General features: G+C 69.8%; 19 protein-coding genes. 4 read left to right on the top strand and 15 right to left on the bottom strand.

Translation table 11 applies throughout. From position 1 onward, the window contains the following. Positions 1 to 99: 99 nt before the first annotated feature. The 4 genes from ruvX to J7E91_RS18330 are packed head-to-tail and all read right to left on the bottom strand — an operon-like array spanning position 100 to position 3,983. On the bottom strand, positions 100 to 564 hold the full coding sequence (gene ruvX / locus J7E91_RS18345) for a Holliday junction resolvase RuvX (RefSeq protein WP_214905747.1): 465 nt from the start codon (positions 562 to 564) through the stop codon (positions 100 to 102). Continuing rightward, positions 564 to 3,233: an alanine--tRNA ligase gene (alaS, locus tag J7E91_RS18340; protein WP_214905731.1), complete on the bottom strand. Its 2,670-nt coding sequence runs from the start codon at positions 3,231 to 3,233 to the stop codon at positions 564 to 566. Before alaS ends, ruvX begins: the two co-directional genes overlap by 1 nt. Beyond that, positions 3,233 to 3,544 (bottom strand): DUF6167 family protein, encoded by a 312-nt coding sequence (locus J7E91_RS18335; protein WP_214905729.1) that lies wholly within the window; start codon positions 3,542 to 3,544, stop codon positions 3,233 to 3,235. The genes alaS and J7E91_RS18335 overlap by 1 nt, the downstream gene beginning before the upstream one ends. 7 nt (positions 3,545 to 3,551) lie before the next feature. Next, complete coding sequence (locus tag J7E91_RS18330) at positions 3,552 to 3,983, bottom strand: DUF948 domain-containing protein (protein ID WP_028814089.1); 432 nt, start codon at positions 3,981 to 3,983, stop codon at positions 3,552 to 3,554. Positions 3,984 to 4,131: 148 nt separating this feature from the next. Here J7E91_RS18330 and J7E91_RS18325 point away from each other — a divergent pair, with 148 nt between their 5' ends. Continuing rightward, the gene (locus tag J7E91_RS18325; protein ID WP_251015847.1) at positions 4,132 to 6,330 is read left to right on the top strand and encodes a regulator; all 2,199 of its coding nucleotides are present in this window, start codon (positions 4,132 to 4,134) and stop codon (positions 6,328 to 6,330) included. 27 nt (positions 6,331 to 6,357) lie between these two features. Here the strand turns inward: J7E91_RS18325 and rpsD are convergent, their stop codons facing one another. Then, positions 6,358 to 6,972, bottom strand: coding sequence for a 30S ribosomal protein S4 (gene rpsD, locus J7E91_RS18320; RefSeq protein ID WP_028814090.1), 615 nt, complete (start codon positions 6,970 to 6,972; stop codon positions 6,358 to 6,360). Between the two features lie 185 nt (positions 6,973 to 7,157). Between rpsD and J7E91_RS18315 the strand changes: the two genes are divergently transcribed. Beyond that, positions 7,158 to 7,847, top strand: coding sequence for a DUF2470 domain-containing protein (locus J7E91_RS18315; protein ID WP_214905726.1), 690 nt, complete (start codon positions 7,158 to 7,160; stop codon positions 7,845 to 7,847). Positions 7,848 to 7,874: 27 nt separating this feature from the next. On the opposite strand, the gene J7E91_RS18310 is transcribed toward J7E91_RS18315, so the two are convergent. From J7E91_RS18310 to J7E91_RS18295, 4 genes are all read right to left on the bottom strand, one after another. Next, positions 7,875 to 9,248 carry a replication-associated recombination protein A gene (locus J7E91_RS18310; protein ID WP_214905723.1) on the bottom strand — a complete coding sequence of 458 codons (1,374 nt, stop codon included), beginning with the start codon at positions 9,246 to 9,248 and terminating at the stop codon, positions 7,875 to 7,877. A 50-nt stretch (positions 9,249 to 9,298) separates the two neighbouring features. Next, positions 9,299 to 9,934 (bottom strand): vitamin K epoxide reductase family protein, encoded by a 636-nt coding sequence (locus J7E91_RS18305; protein ID WP_214905720.1) that lies wholly within the window; start codon positions 9,932 to 9,934, stop codon positions 9,299 to 9,301. Between the two features lie 340 nt (positions 9,935 to 10,274). Next, positions 10,275 to 11,537, bottom strand: a complete 1,263-nt coding sequence (gene hisS / locus J7E91_RS18300; RefSeq protein ID WP_214905718.1) for a histidine--tRNA ligase — start codon at positions 11,535 to 11,537, stop codon at positions 10,275 to 10,277. 11 nt (positions 11,538 to 11,548) lie between these two features. After that, entirely contained in the window at positions 11,549 to 12,238 is a 690-nt protein-coding gene (locus tag J7E91_RS18295) for an MBL fold metallo-hydrolase (RefSeq protein WP_214905715.1), read from the bottom strand. 172 nt (positions 12,239 to 12,410) lie between these two features. Between J7E91_RS18295 and J7E91_RS18290 the strand changes: the two genes are divergently transcribed. After that, positions 12,411 to 13,217: a peptidylprolyl isomerase gene (locus J7E91_RS18290; RefSeq protein WP_214905712.1), complete on the top strand. Its 807-nt coding sequence runs from the start codon at positions 12,411 to 12,413 to the stop codon at positions 13,215 to 13,217. A gap of 143 nt (positions 13,218 to 13,360) precedes the next feature. Continuing rightward, positions 13,361 to 14,590 carry a DUF349 domain-containing protein gene (locus J7E91_RS18285; RefSeq protein WP_214905709.1) on the top strand — a complete coding sequence of 410 codons (1,230 nt, stop codon included), beginning with the start codon at positions 13,361 to 13,363 and terminating at the stop codon, positions 14,588 to 14,590. Positions 14,591 to 14,729: 139 nt separating this feature from the next. Here the strand turns inward: J7E91_RS18285 and J7E91_RS18280 are convergent, their stop codons facing one another. The 6 genes from J7E91_RS18280 to ruvB all read right to left on the bottom strand — a co-directional run bounded on the left by J7E91_RS18280 (position 14,730) and on the right by ruvB (position 22,774). Then, positions 14,730 to 17,336, bottom strand: a complete 2,607-nt coding sequence (locus tag J7E91_RS18280) for a bifunctional (p)ppGpp synthetase/guanosine-3',5'-bis(diphosphate) 3'-pyrophosphohydrolase (protein WP_214905707.1) — start codon at positions 17,334 to 17,336, stop codon at positions 14,730 to 14,732. Between the two features lie 160 nt (positions 17,337 to 17,496). Beyond that, positions 17,497 to 18,042 carry an adenine phosphoribosyltransferase gene (locus J7E91_RS18275; RefSeq protein WP_214905704.1) on the bottom strand — a complete coding sequence of 182 codons (546 nt, stop codon included), beginning with the start codon at positions 18,040 to 18,042 and terminating at the stop codon, positions 17,497 to 17,499. Continuing rightward, positions 18,039 to 19,163, bottom strand: a complete 1,125-nt coding sequence (secF, locus tag J7E91_RS18270; RefSeq protein ID WP_214905701.1) for a protein translocase subunit SecF — start codon at positions 19,161 to 19,163, stop codon at positions 18,039 to 18,041. The genes J7E91_RS18275 and secF overlap by 4 nt, the downstream gene beginning before the upstream one ends. Position 19,164: 1 nt before the next feature. Beyond that, positions 19,165 to 20,901 carry a protein translocase subunit SecD gene (secD, locus tag J7E91_RS18265; RefSeq protein ID WP_214905699.1) on the bottom strand — a complete coding sequence of 579 codons (1,737 nt, stop codon included), beginning with the start codon at positions 20,899 to 20,901 and terminating at the stop codon, positions 19,165 to 19,167. Positions 20,902 to 21,045: 144 nt separating this feature from the next. Continuing rightward, complete coding sequence (gene yajC, locus J7E91_RS18260; protein ID WP_214905696.1) at positions 21,046 to 21,531, bottom strand: preprotein translocase subunit YajC; 486 nt, start codon at positions 21,529 to 21,531, stop codon at positions 21,046 to 21,048. A gap of 175 nt (positions 21,532 to 21,706) precedes the next feature. Next, positions 21,707 to 22,774, bottom strand: coding sequence for a Holliday junction branch migration DNA helicase RuvB (ruvB, locus tag J7E91_RS18255; protein WP_214905693.1), 1,068 nt, complete (start codon positions 22,772 to 22,774; stop codon positions 21,707 to 21,709). Between the last annotated feature and the right edge of the window lie 4 nt (positions 22,775 to 22,778).

Here is a 22,778-nt window from a genome sequence, read left to right as displayed (position 1 = left end):
GCTGCTTCGCGCGTGGGGGCACGGCATCCGGTCCGCCTCTTCTTTGTGCGGCAGCTGTTCGAACACCGCCGCATCGCGCGGAACGTTACCGTATCGCGATCAGACAACCACTTCGACGCCCTCGCCCGGGGGAAGGCCGGAGACCCGTTCGGCCTCCAGAGCGTTCTGAAGGATGACAATTGCCGCCGCCTGGTCGATGACAGATCTGCCCTTCTTGGACTTCACGCCCGAAGCGCGCAGGCCCTGACTGGCCGTCACTGTGGTCATCCTCTCGTCGACCAGTCGCACCGGAACGGGCGCGATGCCGCCGGCGAGCTCCTGGGCGAACGCCCGGACCTTGACGGCCGCCGGCCCCTCGCCCCCGTTGAGGGAGCGAGGAAGGCCGACCACGACCTCGATCGGTTCGTACTCCTCGACGAGCTGCCTCAGCCGCCGGTGGGCGGCCGGGACGTCGCGTCCCGGCACGGTCTCCACCGGCGTGGCCAGCACCCCGTCGGGGTCGCACGAGGCGACCCCTATCCGGGCGTCCCCGACATCGATCGCGAGGCGACGGCCGCGTCGCATCAGGCGCTCTCGCCGACAGCGCGTTCGACGGCGGCCACGGCGTCGCCGATGGCCTCCGGGTTCTGGCCGCCGCCCTGGGCGACGTCCGGCTTGCCACCACCGCCGCCGCCGAGGGTCTTGGCGGCCGTACGGACCAGCTCGCCGGCCTTGAGACCGCGCTCGCGGGCGGCCTCGTTGGTGGCGATGACGGTCAGCGGGCGGCCGTTGGCGGTGGTGAACAGCGCCACGACCGTCGGGCGGTCACCCGGAATGCGGCCGCGTACGTCGAGGACGAGCCGGCGCAGGTCGTCGGCCGACGTGCCGTCCGGCACCTGGCCGGTGACGACCGCTACGCCCCGCACGTCCTTGGCACCGGCGGCGAGACCCGCGGCGGCCTGGAGGACCTTCTCCGCGCGGAACTTCTCGATCTCCTTCTCGGCGTCCTTGAGCTTGGCGAGCATCCCGGAGATCTTCTCCGGCAGCTCCTCCGGACGGCCCTTGACCAGCTCCTGGAGCTGGGCGACGACCGTGTGCTCACGAGCCAGGAAGTTGTACGCGTCGACGCCGACCAGGGCCTCGATGCGCCGCACGCCGGAGCCGATCGACGACTCGCCGAGCAGCTTCACCAGACCCAGCTGGGCGGTGTTGTGGACGTGCGTACCGCCGCACAGCTCCTTGGAGAAGTCGCCAATGGTCACGACGCGCACCCGCTCGCCGTACTTCTCGCCGAACTCCGCGATGGCGCCCTGCTTCTTGGCCTCGTCGATCGACATGACCTCGGCCTGGACGTCGAGTTCACGGGCGAGCACTTCGTTGATCTTGTGCTCCACGTCGGTGAGGACGGTGCCCGGTACGGCGTTCGGGGAGCCGAAGTCGAAGCGGAAGCGGCCCGGCGAGTTCTCCGAACCGGCCTGGGCGGCCGTCGGGCCGAGCGCGTCGCGCAGCGCCTGGTGCGTGAGGTGCGTGGCGCTGTGGGCGCGGGCGATGGCGCGGCGGCGCTTGAGGTCGATGGCGGCGTAGGCGGAGGCGCCCACGGTCACCTCACCGACCTGGACGGAGCCCTTGTGGACGGAGACGCCCGGGACCGGCTGTTGTACGTCGCGCACCTGGATGATGGCGCCCGTGTCCAGCTTGATGCGGCCGGTGTCGGCCTGCTGGCCGCCGCCCTCGGCGTAGAACGGCGTGCGGTCCAGGATTACCTCGACCTCGTCGCCCTCGGTGGCGGCCGGGGAGGGCAGCCCGTCGACGAGCAGGCCGACGATGGTCGACTCGCCCTCGGTGTGGGTGTAGCCGGTGAACTCCGTCGTGCCGGAGTTGTCGGCGACCTCGCGGTAGGCGGAGACGTCGGCGTGGCCGGTCTTCTTGGCCTTGGCGTCGGCCTTGGCCCGGTCCCGCTGCTCCTTCATCAGGCGGCGGAAACCGTCCTCGTCCACGGACAGGCCCTGTTCGGCGGCCATCTCCAGGGTGAGGTCGATCGGGAAGCCCCAGGTGTCGTGGAGCAGGAACGCCTTGTCGCCGGGGAGGACCTTGCCGCCGGCGGCCTTGGTCTCGCTCACGGCCGTGTCGAGGATGTTCGTGCCGCCCTTGAGGGCCTTCGTGAAAGCGGCCTCCTCGGCGAGGGCGACGGTCTCGATGCGCCCCCGCTCGGTCAGGAGCTCCGGGTACTGCTGGCCCATCGACGTAATCACGGTGTCGACGAGCTCGGCGACGACGGGACCGGTGGCGCCCAGGAGGCGCATGTTGCGGATGGCGCGGCGCATGATGCGGCGCAGCACGTAGCCGCGGCCCTCGTTGCCGGGGGTGACGCCGTCGCCGATGAGCATCACCGACGTACGCATGTGGTCGGTGACGACGCGCAGCGAGACGTCCGAGGCGTGGTCGGCGCCGTAGCGGACACCGGTCAGCTCGGTGGCCTTGTCGATGACCACCATCGAGGTGTCGATCTCGTAGAGGTTCTGTACGTCCTGGAGGATCATCGCCAGGCGTTCGAGACCGAGGCCGGTGTCGATGTTCTTCGACGGCAGGTCGCCGAGGATCGGGAAGTCTTCCTTGCCGTCGCCGGCGCCCCGCTCGTACTGCATGAAGACCAGGTTCCAGATCTCCACGTACCGCTCGTCGTTGACGGCCGGGCCGCCCTCGACGCCGAAGGCCGGGCCACGGTCGTAGTTGATCTCGGAGCACGGGCCGCACGGTCCGGGCACGCCCATGGACCAGAAGTTGTCCTTCTTGCCCAGGCGCTGGATGCGCTCGGCCGGTACGCCGATCTTGTCGCGCCAGATCTGCTCGGCCTCGTCGTCGTCGAGGTAGACCGTGATCCACAGACGCTCGGGGTCGAGGCCGTAGCCGCCGTCCGCCACGGAGCTGGTGAGCAGCTCCCAGGCGTACTCGATGGCGCCTTCCTTGAAGTAGTCACCGAACGAGAAGTTGCCGCACATCTGGAAGAACGTGCCGTGGCGGGTGGTCTTGCCGACCTCTTCGATGTCCGGCGTACGCACGCACTTCTGCACGCTGGTGACGCGCGGGGCGGGCGGCTTGACCTCGCCGAGGAAGTACGGCTTGAAGGGCACCATGCCCGCGGGGACCAGCAGCAGGGTCGGGTCGTCCGCGATGAGCGACGCCGAAGGCACGACGTTGTGTCCGCGCTCCTCGAAGAAGCGCAGCCAGCGGCGGCGGATTTCAGCCGACTCCATCAGTGGTCCTCATTCCGGTTGTACGAATGCTTGTTGTGGTCGAGAGCAGCGACGCGGCGGTGCTCGATGACTTTGGGGTCGTTGCGCGCTTCGAGGCCGAGGGCTTCGCCGAGTTCGGCTTCGCGCTGCGCCATTCCCGCCTTGACGTCGAGCGCGAAGTCCTTGAGCCGGTGACCTGCTTCGATCGCCTTGTCGGCGGCCTGCGCGGCGAGGCTCTCGGGCGTCAGCTGCTTGAGCTTGCGGTTGACCTTGGTGGTGGCCCACACGCCGGCGGCGGCGCCTGCCGTGAACCAGAACGTACGGCGGAACATTGCGGCTTCAGCCCTTCCGCTTCCTGCGCCGGGCGGACGGCACGGTCCGGCCGGCGATCACAGTGCGACGCGACGGCTGCTCCGCCGGAGCGTCCTTGCCGCGGCCGATCGCCCGGCGTACGCCGTACCCGAAGGCGGCGACCTTGACGAGCGGGCCGCCGAAGGTCGATGCGACGGTCGTCGAGAGCGCGGACGCGTTGGAGGTGACTTCCTGGACGTCGGTCGCGATGGCGTCGACCCGGTCGAGCTGGGTCTGCGCCGACCGCACCGTCGCGGAGGCGTCCGCCAGCAGCGGGACGGCCTGTTCGGTCACGTCCGCGACGAGTCTGGTCGTCGCCCTGAGCGTCTGAGCCAGTCTCACCAGCACCACCGCGAGGAATGAGACCAGAATCGCCCAGAAGACCGCCACCAGGATGCCGGCCACCTCTCCACCGGACACTTTGCACCGCTCCCTGCCATCGATAAAAGTCGTCTTGCGAGCCTATCGCGCCGGGACTCCGGGTCCGTACCGCATTACGGGCTCGGGGAGCGGGAGCTGTCCGGCCTGATTGTACGGAGTGCTTACGGATCGGTACGCTCCGTGTCCCATGCGACGCACTTCCCCTTCCGGGTCCCACTCCCCTGTTCACGGCGACCTCCCGGCGGAGCTGAATTCCTTCGTCGGGCGCCGCGCCGAACTGGCGGAGCTGGGCCGTCTGCTGGAGGACTCGCGGCTGGTGACCGTGACCGGTGTCGGCGGCGTCGGCAAGACCCGTTTCGCGCTGCGCACCGCGTGCGACCTGCGGGAACGGTACTGCGACGGGGTCCGGCTCGCCGAGCTGTCCGCTCTCACGGATCCCGGCCTCATGGAGCACGCGGTCGTCGAGGCGCTGGGCCTGACCGACCACACCAGCAAGCCGCCGCGCACGGTGCTGGTGGAGCATCTCGCGACGCGCCGGCTGCTGCTCGTACTCGACGGCTTCGAGCATCTCGTGGACGCCGTCGCCGCGCTGGTCAGGGAGCTGCTGCGGCGCGCTCCCGGCCTTACCGTGCTGGCCACAGGACGGCTTCCGCTGAGCGTCGACGGCGAACAGTCCTTCCCCCTGCCGCCGATGCCGGACCCGGACGCGGTACGGCTCTTCGTCGACCGGGCCGCCGCCGGGCAGCCCGGCTTCCGGCTGACGGACGCCAACAGCGCCGCCGTGCACGAGCTGTGCCGTCGCCTGGACGGGATTCCGCTCGCCCTGGAGCTGGCGACCGGGCGGCTGAGGGCCCTCTCCGTCGAGCAGGTGCTCGACCGGCTCGACAACCGTTTCCGCCTGCTGACCGGTTCCACCCGCGGCGCCCTCCCCCGCCACCAGACACTGCGTACCGCGATCGGCTGGAGCCACGAGCTGTGCACGCCTGAGCAGCGGTTGCTGTGGGCGCGGCTCTCGGTGTTCGCCGGGCCGTTCGACCTGGAAGCGGCCGAGTACGTCTGTGGCGGCCCGGAACTGCCGGACGAGGGCGTGCTCGGCCTCCTGGATGTGATCACGGATCTGATCACGCAGTCCGTCGTGGTCCGCGAGGACACCGCGGCAGGGGTCCGCTACCGGATGCTCGACACCGTCCGGGAGTACGGCGCCGAGTGGCTGGCGGCCATGGGCGACGCGGAGCGCGTGCACCGCAGGCACCGCGACTGGTACCTGGGACTCGCGACCTGGTGCGAGCTGGACTGGTTCAGTCCCCGGCAGGCGGAGGTGGCGGCGCGCGTCGACAGTGAACTGCCCAACCTGCGCCGGGCGATGGAGTACTCGCTGGAGCACCCGCAGGACGTGCATCTGAGCCAGTACCTGGCGGGCACGCTGTGGTTCTACTGGGTGGGCTGCGGTCGCCTGTCGGAGGGGCGGCACTGGCTCGACCGCGTACTGGAGTCGGAGAGCCGGCACGAGGCGCACCGGCTGAAGGCACTGTGGGTGCTCGGCTATGTGGCCGTGCTGCAGGGCGACGCCATCGGGGCGCTCGCCGCCCTCCAGGAGTGCCGCGAGGGCGCCGAGCTCAGCGCGAACGCCCTCGCGGCGGCGTACGCCGTGCACCGGTCGGGCTGCCTCGCGCTGGTCTCCGACGACATGCCGCGCGCCGAGGAGCTGCTGCGTGAGGCCCTCGCCCGCTACCAGGAGATCGGGGAGCTCAACAGCAACGTGCTGATGGCGCAGATCGAGCTGGCGATGGCGGTGGCCTTCCGCGGCGATCTGGCGCAGGCCGTCGCGATCTGCGAGGAGGTCACCGAGATCTGCGAGGACCACGGGGAGCGCTGGGCCCTCGCGTACGCGCTGTACGTCCGGGCCTATGCGGCGCATACGGACGGCCGGCTGAGCCGGGCCCGGGAACTGCTGCTGGAGTGCCTCGCGATCGACCACGCGTTCAACGATCTGCTCGGCGTGGTGCTGGCCCTGGAGCTGCTGGCGCTGGTCACCCTCGACGCCGGCGATCCGGCGGAGGCGGCCGTGCTCCAGGGCGCGGCCGAGCGGATCTGGCCGTCGGTGGGGCTGCCGCTGTTCGGGTCGGCGTACTACAACGCGCCGCACGCGCTGTGCGAGGAGCAGGCGCGCGAGCGGCTCGGCGACGGCCGGTACGAGACGTTCCGGTGCGAGGGCGCCTCGCTCGGCCTGGACGCGGCGGTGGCCAGGGCGCTCGAAGGGCCGCCCCGTCCGGCGCCTGCCCCGCCCCTGCCGCGCGCGGCCTCCGCGACGGCCAGGAGCAGTACCCCGAACACGCGCGAGCCCGCCGCCCCCCGTTCCGTACGGAACGAGAAGACGACGGGCTGAGGCACTTGCCCGACTACGGCCGCTCGATCAGCGGGCGTAGTACTCGACGACGAGCTGCTCGTCGCAGATGACCGGGATTTCCTTGCGGTTCGGGTCGCGGTCCAGGCGGAAGGCCAGGGCCTTCAGGTTCACCTGGAGGTAGCGCGGCGTCTCACCGTCGGTGTCGTAGCCACCCTCGCGGGCAACCTGGAAGGGGTGCTTCTCGCGGCTGCGCTCGCGGACCATCACGACGTCGTCGGGACGGACACGGAACGACGGCTTGTCGACCTTGCCACCGTTGACCTCGATGTGGCCGTGGACGACCATCTGACGGGCCTGGTAGATCGTGCGGGCGATGCCCGAACGAAGAATGAGGGCGTCGAGGCGGCGCTCGAGCTCGATGACCAGGGCCTCGCCGGTCTTGCCTTCGGCCTTCTTGGCGCGGTCGTAGGCACGGGCCATCTGCTTCTCGCTGATGTCGTACTGGGCGCGCAGACGCTGCTTCTCGAGCAGACGGACCTTGTAGTCCGAGTTCTGCTTGCGTCCACGGCCGTGCTCGCCCGGCGGGTACGGACGGGCCTCGAAGTACTTGACAGCCTTGGGCGTCAGCGCGATGCCGAGCGCACGGGACTTCTTGACCTTGGGACGCGACTGGTTAGGCACGTTCTCCAGACCTCCGTTGTAGGTTAGGTTAGGCTCACCTTACTCAAGGAGATCGCATGTCTCGTCCGGGGAACACCAGTCACGTCACGGACAACACAAAGAAGGCCGACATCAAAGGTGTCGACGCGACGGAGGTCCGATCAGATCGTGGTCAGCCGCGTCCCAGCGGACTTGAAATCGCGCGGATGCCGTCAGCAGCCGAGCGCACACGAACTCTCGTACAGAGTACCTCCTCCGCGGTGCTGCTTCTCCCGGGCCCTTTCCCGGTCCGTCCCGAGCAGCTGATGCCCGAGGAGCGGAGCCTGGGGCCCGACGGCGAGGTGCTGCTGGTGTTCCCCGCGGATTCACCGGCCGTACGGGCCGCCACGCACGCGCAGGACGACGAGCTGCCCGTGGTGCTGGAGATCACGGATGTCGCGCCGGTCTCGGTGCCCAACCGTATCCGGAGCCGTGCCTGGATCTCCGGCTGGCTCACCTGCGTACGCGGGGTGGCGGAGCCCGGGCGCATGCTGCTGCGGCTCGAGGTCGGCGAGGCGCGGGTGGACGATCTGTGGGGCACGGGAATGGTCGAGCCCGAGGCCTTCGCGTCGGCGGCGGCGGATCCGCTGGTGGAGTACGAAGCCGAGCTGCTCCAGCATCTGCACGCGGCGCACGGCGACCAGGTGCGGCAGTTGTGCGCTCTGGCCGGCGACCGGGCTGCGGGAACCCGTGCGGTGCCCGTGGCACTGGACCGCTTCGGACTGCGGGTGCGCTTCAGCGGCGGCGCCGGCCGACGCGTCTTCGACGCGCGGTTCGACTTCCGCGAACCGGTGCGCGACATCGCCGGGCTGCGCCGCGCCATGCATCAGCTTTTCGAGGCGGCCGCGTCGGGCTGAAGAAGTCGGGCTGAAGAAGCAGACGGGTCAGGGACGGGCATCGGCCTGACCGCCGTCGCCGCGCAGCCTGCCCCGCACCTTCTCGACGACGTCGGCGTAACGGGCTTCCGCGCCGTAACGCGTGGGCTCGTAGTAGTGGCGGCCCTGCACGGCGTCCGGAGCGTACTGCTGGGCGGCGATCGCGCCGGGCACATCGTGCGGATAGACGTACCCCTGGGCGTGGCCGAGCTTGGCCGCGCCCTTGTAGTGGCCGTCGCGCAGGTGCGCGGGGACCGGGCCCGCCATGCCCTTCCGTACGTCGGCCTGGGCGGCGAAGATCGCGTTCGTCGCGGCGTTGGACTTGGGCGCGAGGGCCAGCGCGATGGTCGCGTGGCTGAGGGTGAGAGCGGCCTCGGGGAAGCCGATCATGGCCACGGCCTGGGCGGCGGCGACGGCCGTCGGCAGCGCGGTCGGGTCGGCCAGGCCGATGTCCTCGCTGGCCGAGATCATCAGCCGGCGGGCGATGAACCGGGGGTCCTCCCCCGCCTCGATCATGCGGGCCAGGTAGTGCAGCGCCGCGTCGACGTCCGAGCCGCGGATGGACTTGATGAGGGCGCTCGCCACGTCGTAGTGCTGGTCGCCGTCACGGTCGTACTTCACCGCCGCGCGGTCGACCGTCTCCTCGACCGTTTCGAGCGTGATCTCGTCCTCGCCCTTGGAGATGGCCGCTCCCGCGGCCGCTTCCAGCGCGGTGAGCGCGCGCCTGGCGTCACCGCCCGCGATCCGCAGCAGATGAGCCTCGGCGTCGTCGGAGAGCGTGACCGCGCCGCCGAGACCGCGCTCCTCCGTGAGGGCCCGGTGCACCAGGGAGCGCAGACCGTCGTCGGTCAGCGACTCCAGCGTGAGCAGGAGGGAGCGGGAGAGGAGCGGGGAGATGATCGAGAAGTACGGGTTCTCGGTGGTCGCCGCGATGAGCGTGACCCAGCGGTTCTCGACGGCGGGCAGCAGCGAATCCTGCTGGGCCTTGCTGAAGCGGTGGATCTCGTCGAGGAAGAGGACGGTCTCCTTGCCGTAGCCACCGGAGGCGCGGCGGGCGCCGTCGATGACGGCCCGGACTTCCTTCACCCCGGCGGTGATCGCGGACAGCTCGACGAACCGCTTCTGAGTGGCCAGGCTGACGACGTACGCCAGAGTCGTCTTTCCGATGCCGGGCGGCCCCCAGAGGATCACCGAGGAGGGTCCGGCGGGCCCGCCGCTGCCCTCCCCGACCAGCCGGCGCAGCGGGGCCCCCGGCTTCAGCAGATGCTGCTGGCCGACGACCTCGTCGAGGGTGCGCGGACGCATCCGTACGGCGAGGGGGCTGCTCGACGGATCCTTGAGCTGGCGGTCTTCGGCGGCTGCGGTGAACAGGTCTGGCTCCACGCATGAAGCCTATGTCAGCCCACTGACAACGCCGTCGGAGCGGATACCGCTCAGCTGGTCCAGAACGTCCACCAGCGGGTCAGGATCAGCATGCCGATGATCCCGGTCCACAGGACCGGCGGCACCCAGTGGAACTCCGTCAGTGCGCTGCGCAGGCCGCTGGGGGCCGGGAGGATCCGGTGCTTGATGTTGTGCGTGGTGACGTAGCAGAACATCACGATCGTGGCGACCCAGGCCAGACAGCACCACAGGCACAGCGAGCCGATGTTGTACAGCGACTGGTACTGAAGCCAGGTGCAGAAGCCGACGCCGAAAAGAGTGCCCGCGTTCAGGCCGAGCCAGAACCAGCGGCGGTAGCGCGCGCCGGCCAGCAGGCCCACGCCGATGGCGACGACCATCGCGTAAGTGACGAGCCCCAGCATCGGGTTGGGGAAGCCGAAGGCCGAGGCCTGCTCGCTCTTCATGATGTTGCCGCACGCGACCACGGGGTTGAGGCTGCATCCCGGCTGGAAACCCGGGTCCTCCAGGAGCTTGAACTTGTCGATCGTGATGACCCAGGAGGCCAGCAGTCCGGCCAGACCCGTGATCACCAGCAGCAGGGCGAAGGGACGGCCGCTGCCGGTCGTGCCCTGCGGGCCTTCCTGCGCACCGTTGTAGGTGCGGTCGTCTACCGCTGCAGTCGTCATATCGCCGTTCCGTCGCTGAGTGGGCTGCCGGACAGGGTCATTCTGCCGCACCGCCACCCGTGTCCACCGTTCGATGGACATAAGGAGGTACGCACGGACGTCCCGCCGCGTGCCTTCCGGCAGAGCTGTTGACCGGCGCGAAGCAACGATTCGGGGCATCGGCCCGGCGCAGGAGGCCCCGTACCGGCCTGTCCGGAACCGGCCTGGCCCGGCAGGGGGAATCCGCACCCACGAAGTTGACCGTACGAGCGGTTGTCCGGGCGTGTACGGGCGGACCTCGAAACGGACGGGGGCCCGGCCGTCGTCGCAACGGCCGGGCCCCCGTCCCTGCGGACAGCTCTCAGGCCAGGCGGCGCCGGAGCTCCGCGGTGACCGCGTCCAGGGCGACCGGCACCTGCTCGCCGGTCTCCATGTCCTTCAGCTGGACCTGGCCGTCGGCCAGATCCCGCTCGCCGGCGACGATCGTGTAGCGGGCGCCCGAGCGGTTGGCGTTCTTCATGGCGCCCTTGAGGCCCTTGCCGCCGTACGCGAAGTCGGCCGCGACACCCGCCCTGCGCAGCTCGGTGACCGTACCGAACAGGACGCGGCGCGCCTCCTCGCCGAGCGGCACCGCGTACACGCTGGTGGTGGCGGGCAGGTCGAGCTCGACGCCCTCCGCCTCCAGCGCCAGCACCGTACGGTCCACGCCGAGCGCCCAGCCGACGGACGGCAGCGCGGGGCCGCCGATCATTTCGGACAGGCCGTCGTAGCGGCCGCCGCCGCCCACCGCGGACTGCGAGCCGAGACCGTCGTGGACGAACTCGAACGTCGTGCGCGTGTAGTAGTCGAGGCCGCGCACCAGCTTCTCGTCGTCCTCGTAGGCGACGCCCGCCGCGTTCAGCAGCTCGCGCACCTGCTCGTGGTACGCCTTGCACGCGTCGCACAGGTAGTCGCGCAGCATCGGCGCGCCCACGAGCTGCTTCTGGACCTCGGCGCGCTTGTCGTCGAGCACCCGCAGCGGGTTGATCTCGATGCGACGGCGGGTGTCCTCGTCCAGTTCGAGGTCGCGCAGGAAGCCCTGGAGGGCCTCCCGGTAGACGGGCCGGCACTCCTTGTCGCCCAGCGAGTTCAGCAGGATGCGGAACTGCGACAGGCCCAGCGAGCGGTACGCCTGGTCGGCCAGGATGATCAGCTCGGCGTCGAGGGCCGGGTCCTCCGCGCCGATCGCCTCGGCGCCGACCTGTGAGAAGTGGCGGTAACGGCCCTTCTGCGGGCGCTCGTAGCGGTAGTACGAGCCGGAGTACCAGAGCTTGACCGGCAGGTTGCCGCTCTTGTGCAGGTTGGCTTCCAGGGCGGCGCGCAGTACGGAAGCGGTGCCCTCGGGGCGCAGCGCCAGCTTGTCGCCGCCCTTGGTCTCGAAGGCGTACATCTCCTTGCTGACGATGTCGGTGGACTCGCCGACACCGCGCGAGAAGAGGGCGACGTCCTCGAAGCCGGGCGTCTCGATGTAGCCGTAGCCGGAGTTGCGCAGGGGCGCGGAGATCGCCTCACGCACCGCCAGGAACTTCGCGGAGTCCGGCGGGATGAGGTCGTACGTGCCCTTGGGGGCCTTGAAGGTGCTCACAGGAAGTCTCGTCACATTCCTCGTCGGGGAGCGGCGGCCAGACCGGTCAGATACGGGTTGGTGGCGCGCTCGCGGCCGATGGTCGTCTGGGGGCCGTGGCCGGACAGCACCACGGTCGAGTCGTCGAGCGGCAGGCACACACGGGCCAGCGACTCGAGCATCTCGGCATGGTCGCCGCCGGGCAGGTCGGTGCGTCCGACGGAGCCGGCGAACAGCAGGTCGCCCGAGAAGAAGACCGACGGGATGTCGGCCTGCTCGGGCATCCTGAAGGTCACCGACCCCTTGGTATGGCCGGGCGCGTGCGAGACGGTGAAGCCGAGGCCCGCCAGCTTCAGCTCCGCGCCGTCGTAAAGCTCCTTGACGTCGTCCGGCTCGCCGACGGTCAGCTCGCCCATCAGCGGCATGCCGATCGAGCGGCCGAGAGCCTTCTCGGGGTCGCTCATCATGTACCGGTCGGCGGGGTGGATCCACGCCGGTACGTCGTGCGCTCCGCACACCGGGACGACCGAGGCGACATGGTCGATGTGGCCGTGGGTGAGGACGACCGCGACGGGCTTGAGGCGATGCTTCGCGAGCGTTTCCTCGACGCCCGCGGTGGCCTGGTGACCCGGGTCGATGATCACGCACTCCTCGCCCGCGGCGGGGGCGACCACGTAACAGTTGGTCCCCCAGGCCCCGGCGGGGAACCCGGCAATAAGCACGATCGTCCTCAATATGTCGTCCGGCGGGAGATGCCGCTGCCGATTGCAGCAGATCAGAGCCTACCGGCGCCGCTCATCGCACAGCGAACCCATATACGGTACGGGCAAGCTCGGCTCGGCCGGACAGCAGTGCGGACAGCAGTGACAGACGAGACGTACGAGGAGAACACCGGTGGTCAGCAGCGATCAGCGGCGGCGCCAGCTCGCCCGGGAAAAGTTCGAACGCCAGCAGCAGCGCCGCGCCGAGGCCCGGCGCAAGGCGCGCCGCCGCAGCGCCGTGATCGCCTCGACGCTCGCCGTGGTGCTCGCGGCCGGGGCGACGGCGTTCGCGACGGGCGTGCTGGGCGGCGACGACAAGGACGACACCGTCGCCGACGCGTCGGCGAGTACCACGCCGTCGAAGGCGCCCGACCCGTGCGAGAAGCCCGCCCCGGGCTCGGTCAAGAAGCTGCCGTACAAGAAGGAGCCGGCGCTCACCGTCGACAAGTCGGCGTCGTACACGATGAAGCTGGACACCACCTGCGGCGACATCACGCTCGGCCTGGACCCGGCGAAGGCCCCGCGCACGGTGAACTCCTTCAACTTCCTCGCCTCGAAGGGCTATTTCGACCACACGAAGTGCCACCGGCTGACGACCAGCGGCATTTACGTGTTGCAGTGCGGCGACCCGACGGGGCAGGGCTCGGGTACCCCCGGCTACAAGCTCCCCGACGAGAACCTGAAGGACCCGAAGCTCAAGGGCGGCGTCTACCCGGCGGGCACGGTCGCGATGGCGAACGCGGGTCCGGGGACCGGCGGCAGCCAGTTCTTCCTCGTGTACCAGGACAGCAAGTTGCCGCCCAACTACACACCGTTCGGAACCATCAAGGGTGGTCAGGACGTGCTGAAGAAGATCGCTGACGCGGGTGAGGCGACCGGTCAGGGCGACGGGACGCCCAATGCCACCGTCGTCATCGACAAGGCGACCGTCACCAAGTAAATCCGGAAGTGCGGGATGCGGACAGCCGCCCTGCCGTTCGCCTATGTTGGCGGTGTGCAGGGCGTCTGTGGCCCCGCGAAAGAAACTGTGGACGATGCCCGGGGGTGAACAGCCCCTCGCAGGCGTCATGTGGAGGAGGCGCTGTGAGCAGCGACCCGTGGGGCCGCGTCGATGAGACCGGCACCGTGTACGTGCGTACGGCCGACGGCGAGAAGGTCGTCGGTTCCTGGCAGGCGGGATCTCCCGAGGAGGCCCTGGCCTACTTCGAGCGCAAGTACGAGGGCCTGGTTGTCGAGATCGGCCTCCTCGAACGGCGGGTGAAGACCACCGACCTGTCGGCCAAGGACGCCCATGCCGCGATCGACCATCTGCGTCAGCAGGTCGACGAGCACCACGCGGTCGGTGACCTCGACGCGCTGAGCAAGCGCCTCGACGCGCTGGTGGCGACGGTCGAGGCGCGCCGCGAGGAGCGCAAGGCGGAGAAGGCCAAGCAGACCGACGAGGCGAAGCACGCCAAGGAGGCGCTGGTCGTCGAGGCCGAGGAGCTGGCCCAGAGCGAGCAGTGGCGGGCCGCCGGTGAGCGGCTGCGGGCGCTCGTGGACATCTGGAAGGGCCTGCCGAGGCTCGACCGGAAGTCCGACGACGAGCTGTGGCACCGCTTCTCGCACGCCCGCTCGGCGTTCTCCAAGCGGCGCAAGGCCCACTTCGCCTCGCTGGACGCCCAGCGCGAGGAGGCCCGTAAGGCAAAGGAGAAGCTGGTCGCGGAGGCGGAGAGCCTTTCGGGGTCGACCGACTGGGCCGCTACGGCCGCCCGTTACCGCGACCTGATGACCGAGTGGAAGGCCGCGGGCCGCGCCCAGCGCGAGGCCGAGGACGGCCTGTGGAACCGCTTCCGCGGCGCTCAGGACGTCTTCTTCGCGGCGCGCAGCGCGGTGTTCGCGGAGCGGGACGCCGAGCAGGCCGACAACCTCAAGCTCAAGGAGGAGCTCGCGGCCGAGGCCGAGAAGCTCGTGCCGGTGAAGGACCTGAAGGCGGCCAGGGCCGCGTTCCGCTCCATCAACGAGCGCTGGGAGGCCATCGGCCACGTGCCGCGCGACGCCCGCCCGAAGGTCGAGGGCCGGATGCACGCGGTGGAGAAGGCGCTTCAGGAGACCGAGGAGAACGAGTGGCGTCGTACGAACCCTGAGGCGCGCGCCCGCGCCGCGGGTCTGACGGGCCAGCTCCAGGACGCCGTCGACAAGCTGCGGGGGCAGGTCGAGGCGGCCCGTGCGGCGGGCAACAACGCCAAGGCGGACAAGCTCGCCCGCGAGCTCGAAGGCCGGCAGGCGCTGCTCGACCAGGCGCTGAAGGGCCTGGAGGAGTTCGGCGGCTGACCACCCCGTACGTGCAGCGGCCCCGGTACACATCCGTACCGGGGCCGTTGTCGTATGGAACAGCAACCATGAATTGAGGAACCCCGACGGCGAGCAACCACCTCCGCGAGAGCGGCGGCGGCTTAGCCGCAAAGAGGGGCTACGGCCGGCGGGCCGAGGTGACGCGGTAGACGTCGTACACGCCCTCCACGCCGCGCACCGCCTTCAGGACGTGGCCCAGGTGCTTGGGGTCGCCCATCTCGAAGGTGAAGCGCGAGGTGGCCACCCGGTCGCGGGACGTCTGGACCGCCGCGGACAGGATGTTGACGTGCTGGTCGGACAGGACGCGGGTGACGTCCGAGAGCAGCCGGGACCGGTCCAGCGCCTCGACCTGGATGGCGACCAGGAACACCGACGACTGGGTCGGGGCCCATTCGACGTCGAGGATGCGCTCCGGCTCCTTCGACAGCGAATCGACGTTGACGCAGTCCGCGCGGTGCACCGATACGCCGCTGCCGCGCGTGACGAACCCGATGATGGGGTCGCCGGGTACGGGCGTACAGCAGCGGGCCAGCTTGACCCACACGTCGTCGACGCCCTTGACCACGACACCCGGGTCGGCGTTCGAGCGCCGCTTGCCGCGGCCGCGCGACGGCGGTGCGCTCTCGGCGATGTCCTCGGTGGCGGCCTCTTCGCCGCCGAGCGCCTGGACGAGCTTCTGGACGATGCTCTGCGCGGTGACGTGGCCCTCGCCGATCGCGGCGTACAGCGAGGAGATGTCGCTGTAGCGCATCTCATGCGCGAGCGTGACGAGCGAGTCGCCGGTGAGGATGCGCTGGATCGGCAGGTTCTGCTTGCGCATGGCCCGCGCGATGGCGTCCTTGCCCTGCTCTATGGCCTCGTCGCGGCGCTCCTTGGAGAACCAGGCGCGGATCTTGTTGCGGGCGCGCGGCGACTTGACGAAGCCGAGCCAGTCGCGGGACGGGCCGGCGCCGGCCGCCTTGGAGGTGAAGACCTCCACCAGGTCGCCGTTGTCGAGGGTCGATTCGAGCGGTACGAGCCGCCCGTTGACCCGCGCTCCTATGGTGCGGTGGCCGACCTCGGTGTGGACGGCGTACGCGAAGTCGACGGGTGTCGCACCGGCCGGCAGCGCTATGACGTCGCCCTTGGGCGTGAAGACGAAGACCTCGTTGCGGGAGAGGTCGAAGCGCAGGGACTCCAGGAACTCGCTGGGGTCCTCGGTCTCCTTCTGCCAGTCCAGGAGCTGGCGCAGCCACGCCATGTCGTTGACGGTGTCCTGGCCGCGGCCGGTGTTCTTGGGTACGTCGGTACGGACCTTGGAGGCGCCGGCGACGGCCTCCTGCTTGTACTTCCAGTGCGCGGCGATGCCGTACTCGGCACGGCGGTGCATGTCGAACGTACGGATCTGGAGTTCGACGGGCTTGCCGCTGGGGCCGATGACCGTCGTGTGCAGCGACTGGTACATGTTGAACTTCGGCATCGCGATGTAGTCCTTGAACCGGCCGGGGACCGGGTTCCATCGCGCGTGCACGGTGCCGAGGGCGGCGTAACAGTCGCGGACCGTGTCGACAAGGACACGAATCCCCACCAGGTCGTAGATCTCCGCGAAGTCACGGCCGCGGACGATCATCTTCTGGTAGACGCTGTAGTAGTGCTTCGGCCGGCCGGTGACGGTGGCCTTGATGCGGGCGGCGCGCAGGTCGGACTGGACCTCGTCGGTCACTATGGCGAGGTATTCGTCGCGCTTGGGCGCGCGCTCCGCGACGAGCCGCACGATCTCGTCGTACATCTTGGGGTAGAGGATCGCGAAGGCGAGGTCCTCCAGCTCCCACTTGATGGTGTTCATGCCCAGGCGGTGAGCCAGGGGCGCGTAGATCTCAAGCGTCTCGCGGGCCTTCTTCTCCTGCTTCTCCCGCTTGAGATAGCGCATGGTGCGCATGTTGTGCAGGCGGTCGGCGAGCTTGATGACCAGGACGCGCGGGTCCTTGGCCATGGCGACGACCATCTTGCGTACGGTCTCGGCCTGCGCGGCCTCGCCGAACTTGACCTTGTCGAGCTTGGTGACGCCGTCGACGAGCAGCGCGACCTGGTCGCCGAAGTCACGGCGCAGGGTGTCCAGGCCGTACTCGGTGTCCTCGACGGTGTCGTGCAGCAGGCCCGCCATGAGGGTCGCCGGGTCCATGCCGAGCTCGGCGAGGATCGTCGTCACGGCGAGCGGGTGCGTGATGTACGGGTCGCCGCTCTTGCGCTTCTGGCCGCGGTGCCAGCGCTCGGCGACCTGGTAGGCGCGCTCGATCTGGCGGAGCGTCGACGTCTCGATCTTCGGGTCGTTGCTGCGGACGGCCCGCAGCAGTGGTTCGAGGACCGGGTTGTACGGGCTGGAGCGCTGTACGCCCAGCCGGGCGAGCCGGGCCCGTACGCGGTTGGAGGAGCCGCCGCTGCCGGAGCGCGGGGTGGAGCCCTGGACCGGCTTGGGGGCGGACGCCGACGGCGTGGAGCCGCCGGCCCGCTCGGGGGCGTTCTTCGGCTTGCCGGTGGGCTCGGGGTTCTCAGCGGGGACGCCGCTCTTGGCGGGGGCGCCGCTGCTCGTGGGAGGGCCGCCCTTCGCGGGCGTGACCGGCGGGCCCGACGCGGGCGTGACCGGGCGCGCCGCGGCCTTGGCGGCCTGCTGCTGCTGGTCGGGCTGCGCGGCTGCGGACTCCCCCGGACGGGAGCTGGGGGAGAGTGGCTGGGCCTCGTCTGGCAAGAGCGCTCCTCGTGCGGGTCCGGGTCCCCCGGTCAGGCCCGGAAAGCCCATGGTAACGATGCCTGGCTTCCGGTTCGCCCCGGGCCTGATACCTGAGCCAACGCGAAAGGCGGGTCCCCGAATTCCTCGGAGACCCGCCCATCACGTACAGCCGTGCTGGTCAGACCGTGATCAAGGCCTCCAGCGGAGCCCCGTGGAGCGCCGGTTCCAGGCGGCTGCGGCCGCCCAGGAACCCGAGTTCCATGAGGACCGCGACCCCGGCGACCTGCGCACCGGCCCGCCGGATGAGCTCCAGCGAGGCCTCGGCGGTGCCGCCGGTGGCGAGGACGTCGTCGATGACGATGACGCGGTCGCCGTCGGCCAGGTCCTCGGCGTGGATCTCGATCTCGGCGGTGCCGTACTCCAGCTCGTACGCCTGCTTCAGCGTCGCACCCGGCAGCTTCCCCGCCTTGCGTACGGGGATGAAGCCGAGGCCGGCGCGGACGGCGACCGGCGCGGCCAGGATGAAGCCGCGGGCCTCCAGACCGACGATCTTCGTGGCGCCGCAGCGTACGCACAGCTCCGCGAGGGCGTCCGTCAGCGCCGTGAACGCCACCGGGTCCGCGAGCAGCGGGGTGATGTCCTTGAACATCACGCCGGGCTTCGGATAGTCCGGTACGTCACGGATGCGGCTGAGCAGCAGATCCTGCGTGGCTGTCGCCGTCATCGGCGCTTCCCCGACGGCTTGCCCCGGCCGGGGCGGCCACGGTCGGCCGGGCGCTGGCCGACGACCGCGCCGGCGGGCGCGGCGTCTTCCGGGAACCGGTCCTGCGGCTCGCCGGAAGCGTCGCCGGCGTCGTCCGCCGACTCGCCCCGCGCCTCGGCGGCTGCCCGCTTGGCGAGCACGCGCTTCTTCAGGGCCTTCATCTGCGGGTCGCGTTCCTTCAGGTCGGCGACGAGCGGAGTGGCGATGAAGATCGAGGAGTACGCACCGGCCGCCAGGCCGACGAAGAGCGACAGCGAGATGTCGTTGAGCATGCCGGCGCCCAGCACACCGCCGCCGATGAACAGCAGGCCCGCCACCGGGAGCAGCGCGACGACGGTGGTGTTGATGGAACGCACCAGGGTGCCGTTGAGGCTGCGGTTGGCGATCTCGCTGTACGTCCAGCGCGTCTGCTTGGTGATGTCCTTCGACCCCTCCTTGAGACCGTCGAAGACGACGACGGTGTCGTAGAGGGAGTAACCGAGGATCGTCAGCAGACCGATCACGGTGCCGGGTGTGACCTCGAAGCCGACCAGTGCGTACACACCGACGGTGATGGTGAGGTCGTGGACCAGGGCGATGAGGGCGGCCGCAGCCATGCGCCACTCGAAGGCGATGGCGAGGTAGATGACCACCAGCACCATGAAGATCGCGAGGCCGGTCCAGGCCTTGTTGGCGATCTGCTCGCCCCAGCTGGGTCCGACCAGCTCGGAGGTGATGTCGTCCGGCGCGACGCCGAGGTCCTTCGCGAGCTCGTCCTTGACCGGGTTGGCGGTGGCGGTGTCCAGACCACTGATCTGGATGCGCATGCCGCCGTTGCCGAGCTCCTGGACGATCGCCTCGTGCCCGGAGGCCTTTTCGGCGTCCTCCTGGACCTGGGCGACGGAGACACCCGTCTTGGCCGTCGTGAAGACCGCGCCGCCCTCGAACTCGATGCCCATGACCAGACCGCGCACCGCCAGGCCGACGATGGCCGTGATGGTGATCAGGATCGAGAGGCCGTACCAGATCTTCCGCTTGCCGACGAAGTCGTAACCGACCTCACCGTTGTAGAGGCGGGCGCCGAGACTGCCGAGTCGGGACATCTCAGGCCTCCTTCGGGTCGATGGGGGCGGTGACGCGACGGGTACGGCGCAGTGGAGGCTGTACGCCGAGCCGCTTCGGGTCCAGGCCGGACCATGGGTGGCCCTGGCCGAAGAACTTCGTACGCGCCAGCAGCGTCATCAGCGGCTTGGTGAAGAGGAACACCACGACCACGTCGAGCAGGGTGGTGAGGCCGAGTGTGAACGCGAAGCCCTGCACCTTGCCGACGGTCACGACGAACAGCACCGCGGCGGCGAGGAACGACACGAAGTCGGAGACCATGATCGTGCGCCGGGCACGCGGCCAGGCACGCTCCACAGCGGGCTTGAGCGTACGGCCGTCGCGGATCTCGTCACGGATGCGTTCGAAGTACACGATGAACGAGTCCGCGGTGATGCCGATGGCAACGATCGCACCACACACCGCGGGCAGGTTCAGTGCGAAGCCGATGCCCGGGCCGAGCAGCGTCATGATCGTGTAGGTCAGGATCGCGGAGACGATGAGGCTCACGATCGCGACGAACGCCAGGCCGCGGTAGTAGGCGAGCAGGTAGATGACGACCAGCGCGAGACCGATCGCACCGGCGATCAGACCGGCCTTGAGCTGCTCACCGCCGAGCGCGGCGGTGACGGTGGTGACGGTCTCCTCGCTGAAGGAGAGCGGCAGCGCGCCGTACGACAGGATGTTGGCCAGGTCCTGGGCGGACTCCTGGGTGAAGCTGCCGGAGATCTCCGCGTTGGCGCTCAGGGTCGTGTTGACCGAGGGGGCCGAGACGACCTCGCCGTCGAGGACGATGGCGAACTGGTTCTGCGGCGGCTGCTGCTGCGACAGCTGGCTGGTGATCTTCTGGAACTTCTTGGAGCCGGCGCTGGTGAACTCCATGTTCACCTTCCAGCCGCCACCGCGCTGGGTGTCGAGCGTGGCGCTGGCGTCGTCGACGTCCTTGCCGTTGACCTCGGCCGGGCCCAGGATGTACTTCTCCCACTCACCCGCGTTGTTCTTACCGCAGGCGACCATCGGGTCCTCGGGCTTGACGCCCAGGTTGGCCTGTACGCGCTCGGTCTTCTTGGTGCAGTCCAGAGCCGCGAACTTCTTTTCCAGCGCGGCGGTCGCGGGATCGGGCGACAGCGCGGCGTCCGGCTTGTCGCTCTTGTCCGGGCTCTTGGACGCGCTGCCCGTGGGGGTCGGCGTCGGGGCCTTCTTGAGCCCGTCCGTCACTGCGCGGCCCTGCGTGGTGGCACCGGCCGTCGGCGTGGCGGTCGGCGTGGACTTGGGGTCCTTGCCGCCCGCCGAGGGCTTCGGGGAAGGGGTGGCGTCGGGCGTCGGGGTACCGGCGGTGTACGTCACCACAGGGCGGAAGTAGAGCTGAGCGGTCGTACCGACCTGCTCCCGCGCCTGCTTCTCGTTCGTTCCCCTGGGGATGTTGACGATGATGTTCTCTTCGCCCTGAGTCTGAACCTCGGCCTCAGAGACACCCAGACCATTGACACGGCGGTCGATGATGCCGACCGCCGTGTCCATGTTGGTCTTGTTGATCGCGTTCGGCTTGCCCGGCTCGGGCTTGGCCTTGAGCGTGATGCTCGTGCCGCCGGCGAGGTCGATGCCCAGACGCGGCGTGAGCTCACCGGCCGCGAACATCCCGCCGGTGAGCGCGACCATGGCGATCAGGATCAGAGCCAGGGCGCGCCCTGGCCTGCCCGGAGCCCCCGCGGGCCTGCGGCCCTTCTTCGGTGCTGCCACCTTCTCGTTTCTCCCTGTCCAACCGCCCCCGCGCCGGGTGAGCGCCAAGGCGGCCACGAAGTATGTGGGGCCCAGCCCCGCGGAAGTCGACACGATCCGGGGACCGGGGTACGCCGGTGGGCGCGCCGCGGTCCCCCTACGTGACTACTTCGCGTCGCTCTCGCCGTCGGACTTCTTGTCCTTCGGCTCGTCGCCGGCCGCGTCGTGCGCCTTCTCCGCGTCGTCCCCCTCGGCCTTCTTGCCGAGGTCGATACGCGCGACGTCGTCCTCGTCCTTGTCCGCGCCCGCGGACTCGGTCAGCGAGGAGGCGTCGTCCGGGACGACCGGAGCGTCGATCTTGAGGTCACCGTCGCCGTGGACGATGCGGTTGTACTCCTCGTCGTCGAGGACGGCGCCGATGGAGTTCTTCGCGTAGACGGCGTGCACGCCCGGCGCGACCTCGAGGAGGACCGTGTCGTCGTTGACTTCCTTGACGGTGGCGTACATGCCCCCGATCGTCCGGACGCCGGTGCCGGGCTGCATTTCGTTGCGCATCTGCGCAGCCGCCTGCTGCTTCTTCTTGGCGGACCGGGTCATCAGGAACATGGCCCCGATGAGCACGATGAAGGGGAGGAGGGTCACGATATTCACGGGACGGAAATTCCTTCGCACGACCGCGCCGGGGAGCGGCCTGATCTACGGGGGGTGGGCACGCCGACCTGGAAGGGCGGCATCGGCGGAGTCTAAGCGAGTCCGCATCAATGGAACAACGCCCAGCATCGCACCGTGGTTCCTGACAGAGCGACCGTCCGCGCCGTCAGGTCCATCACGTCCCGAAGAGCCTCGTTTGTCCGTTTCCTCCGTTACCCTGCCGAGGCGGTACGAGCCCCAGGTGCGCCCAGGCGGCAGGCGTGGCCACCCGGCCCCTCGGCGTACGGGCCAGCAGGCCTTCCCGTACGAGGAAGGGCTCGGCCACCTCTTCGACCGTCTCCCGCTCCTCCCCCACCGCCACCGCCAGCGTGGACAGTCCCACGGGCCCGCCGCCGAACAGCTTGAGCAGCGCGCCGAGCACGGCCCGGTCGAGGCGGTCGAGGCCACGGGCGTCGACCTCGTACACCTTGAGAGCGGCGGCGGCGATGTCACGGTCGATCACGCCGTCGGCCTTGACCTGGGCGTAGTCACGGACGCGGCGCAGCAGGCGGTTGGCGATACGGGGCGTACCGCGGGAGCGTCCGGCGATCTCGGCGGCGCCCTCCGCGTCTATCTCCAGATCGAGGAGGCGGGCTGAGCGGTGGATGACACGCTCCAGCTCGGCGGGTTCGTAGAACTCCATGTGGCCGGTGAAGCCGAAGCGGTCGCGCAGCGGGGGCGGCAGCAGTCCGGCCCTGGTGGTGGCGCCGACCAGGGTGAAGGGGGGCAGCTCCAGCGGGATGGCGGTGGCGCCGGGCCCCTTGCCGACGATCACGTCGACGCGGAAGTCCTCCATGGCCATGTAGAGCATCTCTTCGGCCGGCCGGGACATCCGGTGGATCTCGTCGAGGAAGAGCACCTCGCCCTCCTGGAGGGAGGAGAGGATCGCGGCGAGGTCTCCGGCGTGCTGGATGGCGGGGCCCGAGGTGATGCGGATCGGGGCGTTCATCTCGGCCGCGATGATCATCGAGAGGGTTGTCTTGCCGAGGCCGGGGGCGCCGGACAGCAGCACGTGGTCGGCGGTGGCGCCGCGCGCGCGGGCCGCCCGCAGGACCAGGTCGAGCTGCTCGCGGACCTTCTCCTGGCCCACGAACTCGTCGAGGTCCTTGGGGCGCAGCGCCGCCTCGACGGCCTGGTCCTCGCCGTCGGAGCCGGAGTCGACCAGCCGCTGGTCGATGTCGGGTCCGGTGTCGTCCCAGTTCATTTAC

This window comes from Streptomyces sp. ISL-99 (assembly GCF_018614005.1).
In the GTDB taxonomy this organism is placed as follows: Bacteria; Actinomycetota; Actinomycetes; order Streptomycetales; family Streptomycetaceae; genus Streptomyces; species Streptomyces flavidovirens.
This window is presented reverse-complemented; position numbering and strand designations above follow the sequence as displayed.